The organism is Hyphomonas sp., from assembly GCF_040882205.1.
In the GTDB taxonomy this organism is placed as follows: domain Bacteria; phylum Pseudomonadota; class Alphaproteobacteria; order Caulobacterales; family Hyphomonadaceae; genus Hyphomonas.
In genome coordinates, this window is the sequence record NZ_JBBEBT010000334.1 from 1 (window position 1) to 7177 (window position 7177).

At 64.8% G+C, this 7177-nt stretch carries 9 protein-coding genes; 6 read left to right on the forward strand and 3 right to left on the reverse strand.

Annotation, left to right across the window (positions count from 1 at the left end; genetic code table 11):
• From WEA77_RS14515 to WEA77_RS14525, 3 genes are all read right to left on the reverse strand, one after another.
• Window positions 1-314: Na+/H+ antiporter subunit E (locus WEA77_RS14515; RefSeq protein WP_368068589.1), on the reverse strand; the 314-nt coding region annotated here is incomplete at its 3' end.
• A 116-nt stretch (window positions 315-430) separates the two neighbouring features.
• Window positions 431-1633, reverse strand: a complete 1203-nt coding sequence (locus tag WEA77_RS14520) for a DUF2336 domain-containing protein (protein ID WP_368068590.1) — start codon at window positions 1631-1633, stop codon at window positions 431-433.
• Between the two features lie 122 nt (window positions 1634-1755).
• Window positions 1756-2205, reverse strand: coding sequence for a hypothetical protein (locus tag WEA77_RS14525; RefSeq protein ID WP_368068591.1), 450 nt, complete (start codon window positions 2203-2205; stop codon window positions 1756-1758).
• A gap of 165 nt (window positions 2206-2370) precedes the next feature.
• Here WEA77_RS14525 and WEA77_RS14530 point away from each other — a divergent pair, with 165 nt between their 5' ends.
• The 6 genes from WEA77_RS14530 (at window position 2371) to WEA77_RS14555 (ending at window position 7125) form a co-directional block, all read left to right on the forward strand.
• On the forward strand, window positions 2371-3825 hold the full coding sequence (locus WEA77_RS14530; protein WP_368068592.1) for an MFS transporter: 1455 nt from the start codon (window positions 2371-2373) through the stop codon (window positions 3823-3825).
• Between the two features lie 42 nt (window positions 3826-3867).
• Entirely contained in the window at window positions 3868-4923 is a 1056-nt protein-coding gene (gene alr / locus WEA77_RS14535) for an alanine racemase (protein WP_368068593.1), read from the forward strand.
• A gap of 8 nt (window positions 4924-4931) precedes the next feature.
• A complete protein-coding gene (locus tag WEA77_RS14540; protein ID WP_368068594.1) occupies window positions 4932-5714 on the forward strand; it encodes an MlaE family ABC transporter permease in 783 nt (260 codons plus the stop codon).
• Entirely contained in the window at window positions 5711-6475 is a 765-nt protein-coding gene (locus WEA77_RS14545) for an ABC transporter ATP-binding protein (RefSeq protein WP_368068595.1), read from the forward strand. Before WEA77_RS14540 ends, WEA77_RS14545 begins: the two co-directional genes overlap by 4 nt.
• A gap of 8 nt (window positions 6476-6483) precedes the next feature.
• Window positions 6484-6822, forward strand: coding sequence for a glutathione S-transferase N-terminal domain-containing protein (locus WEA77_RS14550; RefSeq protein ID WP_368068596.1), 339 nt, complete (start codon window positions 6484-6486; stop codon window positions 6820-6822).
• Between the two features lie 123 nt (window positions 6823-6945).
• Entirely contained in the window at window positions 6946-7125 is a 180-nt protein-coding gene (locus WEA77_RS14555) for a hypothetical protein (RefSeq protein ID WP_368068597.1), read from the forward strand.
• Window positions 7126-7177: the final 52 nt, after the last annotated feature.

The following is a 7177-nucleotide window of genomic DNA, read 5'->3' on the forward strand; positions in this document are numbered from 1 at the left end:
ATCGAATTGGCGAAAGTAACCTTGGCGAGGTCAGACTTGCAGATCGTCTTCACTTTCACCAGCGCCGGACTGATATCGAGATCGGCGCGCAGGCAAGCCTTGATCATCACCCAGTTCGACTTGATCACTTCCAAGGTCAGCCAGGGGACATAGGTGATGAATCCGGCGAGGCGGACATAGGGCGCGCCCTCGCGGTCAATGATCTGCAACCGCGCGCAAAGAAACAGCGTGATCGCGATGGACATCGCCGCAAAGGCGAGCATCAACGGCGTATAATGGCCGGAGTTGCCCATCCAGAACGCGCCAATGGCCAAGAAAATTCCGAGTAAGTACGCCACAGCGCCCCTCTGCCTGGATCAGTCCCTTTGGGTGAACGCCTGACCTAATCGTCTGCGCAAGGCTTGGGAAGCCTGTTTTGCTCAGGAGCGTCCTAATTTCCGAAAACGAGACGTGCCGTTCGCTGGGAGGTCGAGTATTCGGTTATTTCGTTGGCCGGAGCGCCAAGATCCTGCGCCTGACGAAGGGCGCGGGGAGAATAGGCCGCCGACAGCGACCAGTTCCAGTAGCGAAGCGTGGTCTGAGCCTTGGCGACCGACAGAACTTCATAAATCTCGGCAACGACCGCAAAGGCGGGATCAGGCGCGCCGGCGGCGGTTTCCATCGGACGGCGCAGCGCGGTCCAGAGCATCCTGAGGTACTCGCGCTTCAGGCCGGTGGCCTTGCACAGCACCGCCAGCCCCTCTCCGCCCCGATCGGACAGGATCTTGGCCGCCGTGACCGGCTTGATGCCGGCAAGGTAGCCGATTTCCAGCGCCGTTTCGCTGTCGACCCCCTCCGCAGCGGCGATGGCGAGTGCGCCTTCGAGGCTGTCATAGGGACTGCGTTCTATCGCCGCACGGTTGCGCTGGCGCCGCTCGATCAGCTGCAGCGCCTTGCGCGTGACGGGGTCGGACCAGCCCTCGGCGGCGGCCATTTCGAACACGTCGCTGCAGATCGAGATCATCTCGGAGCGGTCGGCCGCCTGACGGGTGAGGATTTTCCGGCGGGTGGCCGTGTCGGACCACCAGAACATCGCCATCGCATGCGAGGAGCGTAGTTCGGTCCGGTCGGCCAGCATGGCGCAGAAGGACGGCTCGTCGCGCGATACGGCGACCAGACGGTCGACCGTGATTTCGGCGAGCGACGCATTCCGGTTGGCGAGGAGTTCGCGCACGACAACCGCCTCCCCGACCTGCGCGAGGCAGGCAGTGACCGTGACGCACAGGTTTCGGCGGCGGGCGACGACCATGCGGTGTTCGACCGTTGTATTCTGGCAGATCTCCACAAGGTCGCAGGCATCGAACGCATCGCTCTCCTCGAGCAGCGGACGGGCAACGGCAAAGGAGCACTGGGCGAGGTAGCGCAGGACACGCCGCGGCGCGTCGCGGCAAACGGCGAGGCGGGAGGCGCACAGGCTGCGTTCCCGGTCGGTAACGTGGAGCAGCATGTCGAGCAGGATATCGCCTGCCATCGACCGGTCCTGCGGCGCAATCCGGGAACCCGGCATCGCCACGACGTCAATGAGGCGGCGGACCAGCGCATCCTGGGCGGCGCTGGGCGGCTTGGGCGCGGAAGATTGCGACGTGTCGCTCATGCTGGAAAGCCTGCCGGAACCTTCCGGAACCTTCCGGAGTCTCCCGGAATCTGGCGCAGAAGGGTTAACGAGACGTGGACCAGCCTTAATTTTTCAGCTTTTTCGCCCAGGCGCCCGCGTTGTCAGTAGCGGGTGCGCCTGACCGGATGCACGAACAGCAGCAGCAGGCTGACGGACAAAGCGATCACATAGATAAGGAAGTGGGTGCCGCCATCGGTGCCGCCTTCCGGAAGCGGGATTTTGCGCCCCAGCCAGGGCGACAGGTGAAGCGCCACCCCGGCGCCGAGCAGAATGACCGAAAGGCCAGCCCCGGTGCGCCGGCTGAACGGGAACAGCAGGAGGACGCCGGCGATCAGCTCCAGGATGCCGGACGCCAGCCTGCCGGCCGGCTCGAACAGGGTGACGCCGGTCCCGCGCGCCAGCGCCGTGAACGGCAGGTTTTCGCCCGGAGCGTCGTAGAGTTTCACGTAGCCGTGGGTGATCGCGGGCCAGGGATGGATGGTAACATGCAGGAAGAACGCCGCAAGCAGCAGCGCGAGCAACCAGCTGGCCAACAGGCGGAATGCGCTCATGGCTGGCCCCCCCCTCGACGCTTAAGCCGAACCAGAGCCTAGCGGCAGGGCAAAACCAAGGCAACCGAACTGTTCATGGCCGGGCTTGCGTGCCGCGGCCAGCGCCCCTTTCCATGACCGGCCAGCCTACCTATTGTCCCGCCCCATTGGCGGGAGCGTAAGCATATGAGCGGCGACATCGAAAAGATTGTCGACGAAATGGCCGAGGAAGCGTCTGAGAACGTGACCTCTCCCGTAAGCGGCCTCAGCGAAGCCCTCGGCGCCGGCGCCAGCTTCCTCGTGGGCGCAACGCACTGGCGCGCCAAGCGTCTGCGCCGGGACGTCAAGATCGAGCTGCCGGGCTATCTGGCCGTGCAGTGCAGCTGGTTCCTCGCCTTCGGCCTGCAGCTGGTGCTGTTTCCTTATCTCATCACCGGCCGCGACCATCTCAACATGGACGGGCTGGCGCTGGGCCTCGCCAACATGGCGCTGTCGCTGCCCTCGGTGATCTTCCTGCTGATTGGCGGCGTGGTGGCCGAACGCGCCGACGGGCGGCGGCTGCTGTTGCTGCTGCACCTCCTGGCCGCGAGCCCCGCCCTGATGCTCGCCTTCTTTGTCGAGCCGGGCGAGCTGACCTATACCGCGATGATCCTCTACGCGCTGACCATCGGCACGATTGGCGCCTTTATGATGCCGGCGCGCGATTCCATCGTGAACGAAGTGGTTGAACGCCGCCGCCGGGTCGGCTCCGGCGTCACGCTGCAGCTGGGTGTCACGCTGGCAACGATGGCCCAGTTCCTTGCCCAGATCGCGGGCCTGATCCTCGCGGGGTACGCCGACCGCGCGACAAAGATGCCTGCCCGGCTGGGCGGGTTCAGTATCGGGCCGATCTCTGCCGAAACGCTTCTGGCGGTGCAGGGCTTCGTGCTGATCAGCGGCGCGGGCTTCGCTCTGATGTTAGCGCGGGGCCGCCCGGTGCGGTCTGCGCGCCAGGGCCCGGGCTCGACCTTAGGCGATATCCTGGACGGCATGCGCGCCGTGCGGGCCGATCCCAAGCTATGGGCAATGACGACGCTGATGTTCGGCGTCGGCGTGTTCGTCATAGGCTCCTTCCTTGTGGTGCTGCCCATCATCAACCGCGACGTCTACCATTTCGGCTCGTCCGGCATCCGGGACATGTTCGTGACCTTCTGGATGGGCGCATTCGTCTCCTCCGCCGTGCTGGCTGTGTTCAAGCGCATCAAGCGGCAGGGGCGCCTCCTGCTCATTGCCCAGTTCATCGCATCGGCCAGCATCCTGATGATGATGGGCAGTGTCCCGCACTGGTTCTTCCTGGCCATCGTCTTCGTCTGGGGTCTCGCTGCCGGCATCTCCATCGCCATGAGCCGGTCGATTGTGCAGGACTCGGCGCCCAAGGCGAAGCTTGCCCGCGTCCTGTCGATCTACCAGCTGGGCTTCATGGCCGGGGCGCCCTTCGGCGCCGCGCTGATGGGCGCCCTCGTCGACGTGTTCGGGCCGCAGAAGATTGCCGTGGTGCCGGCCGGCGGGATGATCGCGCTGATCCTCTGGATGGTTTTCTTCACGCCGGTCTGGAACATGAAAGGTTCGGCCTGGGTTGCCCATCACGAAGGGCGCAAATAGCTGGGATGACATTCGCCGCAATCTCGCCTAGCGCTTGATCCCATGAGCTTTCTACCCCGCGCGACCGTGCTGACGTCCAATATCGTGGACAACTGGCGCACCCTGGATGGCCTGCATCCGGGCGCGACGACAGCGGCTGTCGTGAAAGCGGACGCCTACGGCCTCGGCGCGGCGAAGGTCGCCCGCGCGCTGAAAATCGCCGGGTGCCAGACCTTTTTCGTCGCCTATCTCGAAGAGGGCATGACCCTTCGCAAGGCGCTGGGCAAAGGCCCGCGCATTTTCGTACTGAACGGCCCCGCGAGGGGCGAACTGGCCGCCTACCGCGACGCCGAACTGACGGCCGTGCTGTCGAGCGAGCTGCACCTGAAACTCTGGTCGACCGCCCCGCGCGGCACCTGCGCCCTGCATGTCGATACCGGCATGAACCGGCTTGGCCTGCCGCTGGCGATGATCGATACGGAGGCCACCGCGCTGCGCCGCCTCGCGCCCGTCCTGGTGATGAGCCACCTCGCCTGCGCCGACGATCCGAAGAACCCGGCCAACCTGCTGCAGCGCCGGGCCTTCGAGGCAGTAGCCGATGCCTTCCCAGACACGCCGGCCAGCCTCGCCAATTCGGCTGGCTGCTATCTTGGCAAGGGCTATGGCTTTGACCTTACCCGGCCGGGCATCGCGCTGTATGGCGGCTCGACGCCGCCCGCCAATGTCACCCTGAAGACGGCCGTGGTGCTCGAAGCGACCATCATCAGCGTGTTCAAGGGCCACAAGGGCAGCGCCGTCGGTTATGGCGCCACCTATCTGCTGACGCAGGACCGTATGCTGGCAACCTGCGCAATCGGCTATGCTGACGGCCTGATGCGCAGCGGCGCGGGCAAGCTGATGGGCTGGGTGGACGGCGTCGCCTGCCCGGTTGCCGGGCGGATCTCGATGGATCTGGTGACGCTGGACATCACCGACGGCCCGAAAGGCATAAAGCCCGGGGCGCATGTTGAATTCCTGGGCGAGCACGCCAGACTGGAAGCGCAGGCAGCTGCGTGCGGCACGTTCGGCTATGAGCTGCTGACCGGGCTTGGCCCCCGCGTGCAACGCAACTATCGCTGAGGCCGATCATGGCAAACCCTTTCCAGTTCACCGGCCACATCACGCTGGGCTTGTTCGCCGAGATCGGCCGGCTGGCCGTCTTTGCCGGCCGCGTGAACGGCGCAGCCTTCACGCCGCGCTGGTATGGCGGGGAAATCCTGCGCCAGATGGTGCGGATCGGTTTCTACTCCCTGCCCGTGGTGGGCCTTTCCGCCGTGTTTATCGGCGCGGCCCTCGCGCTCAACATCTATGAAGGCGGCAGCCGCTACGGCGCCGAACAATTCGTGCCCAATATCGTGGTGCTGGGCATCTCGCGGGAGCTCGGCGCGGTGATCACCGGCCTGATGCTGGCGGGGCGCGTCTCGGCCGGCATTGCCGCCGAGATCGGCGCGATGCGGGTGACCGAGCAGATTGACGCGCTGGAGACGCTGTCGGCCTCGCGCTACCGTTATCTCTACGCCCCGCGTTTCCTGGCCGCAGTCTTTACGCTGCCCCTGCTGGTGGTCGCCGCCAACATCATCGGCGTAATGGGCGGCTGGCTGGTCAGCGTCTACGGCCTCGGCTTCGACTCGACGGTCTACCTGCGCAATACCATCGACTTCGTGACGCGCGAGGACATCCTCGTCGGCCTGATCAAGGCCGTGCTGTTCGGCGGCATAATTGCCATCATGGGCTGCTACCAGGGCGACCGCAGCCAGGCCGGCGCCACCGGCGTCGGCCGCGCGGCGACGCTCTCGATGGTCGGCGCGGCGGTGCTGGTGCTGGCCTTCAACTATGTGCTGTCCACCCTCTTCGTGGAGATCGGCCTGTGAGCGAACCGCTTCTGAGACTCGACGGTGTGGAGAAGTTCTTCGGGACCAAGCAGGTGCTGCGCGGCGTCGACCTTGATGTGACGCGCGGACAGAGCCTGGTGATCATTGGCGGGTCGGGCTCGGGAAAATCCGTGATGCTGAAGAACGCGCTCGGCCTGATGACGCCGGACATGGGCCGGATCTTCTTCGACGGCGAGGACGTGACCAAGGCAACCGGCAAGGCGCGCGAGAAAATGCGGGCGCGGATCGGCATGCTGTTCCAGTCCGGCGCACTGTTCGACTCGCTGACCGTGTGGGAAAATGTCGCCTTCCGCCTGATCAATGCCGAGGGCACGAAACGCAGGGACGCGAAAGAGCGCGCCATCGGGACGCTGAAAAAGGTTCGTCTGGGGTCGGACGTTGCGGGGCTCTACCCGGCGGAGATTTCAGGCGGCATGCAGAAACGCGTCTCGCTCGCCCGCTCGATAATCTCCGAACCGGACCTGATCTTCTTCGACGAGCCGACCACCGGCCTCGACCCAATCACCGCAGACGCCATCAACGACCTGATCGTGGAAATGGTGCGCGGTCTTGGCGCGGCGGCGGTGTCGATAACCCACGACATGGCTTCGGCGCGCAAGATCGCCGACGAAATCGCCATGCTGTTCGAAGGCAAGATCATCTGGCGCGGCCCGGCTTCGGCGGTTTACGACAGCGGCAACGAGTATGTGGACCAGTTCGTACACGGACGAGCCGAAGGGCCGATCCAGCCTGCGATCTAACTCAATCCATGCAACACAGGACAGCCCTGCTCAAGGTCGATGGCCGTGCAAGCTCGATCAATGTGCGCAAGGTTGTGCGGACCTGCGACGAACCTGGCATCGGGTATGAGCGCGAAGACTGCGGCGCCGGCTTGCGGTCCCTGCGCGAAGCGGAATTTTTCGCGCTCAATCCGAAGGCGCTGACCCCCGTAGTCATCGAGGGTGATACAGTACTGCCCCAGTCCAATGCGATCTGCCGCTATCTTGCGGCGAAGCATGGCAGCGACTTGCTGCCCGCCGATCCTGCTCGCCGCGCTGAAGTCGAGACCTGGATGGACTGGATGATCTCTGGACTGAACATGGCCTGAGCATGGCCTGAGCATGGCCTGAAAATAGCCTGGCGTTCCGCCGTTCAGACCCTCGTGAAAAAACGACCGGGCTATGACAATCGGGCCGGAATTCAGAAGTCCGTGCACGAGTGAAATTGTTTGATGCGCGACTTCGATGCGCAACTCGCATCCCGCCCGCATTACCTGCGCGGCGCCAGAACGCTGGCAGCAATAGGCCTCGCCGTCCACCGCTGGCTCAAGGCTCCCATCACCCGCGCCGATCTGGCCAATGTGACGCGCTCCTATGACCGGCTGCAGGCGCGCCCGGCGTTCGCATGCTAAGCTGGCGACGCCTTCAAATGCAGGAAGAAGCCGTACCTCCCGCCACCCGGCC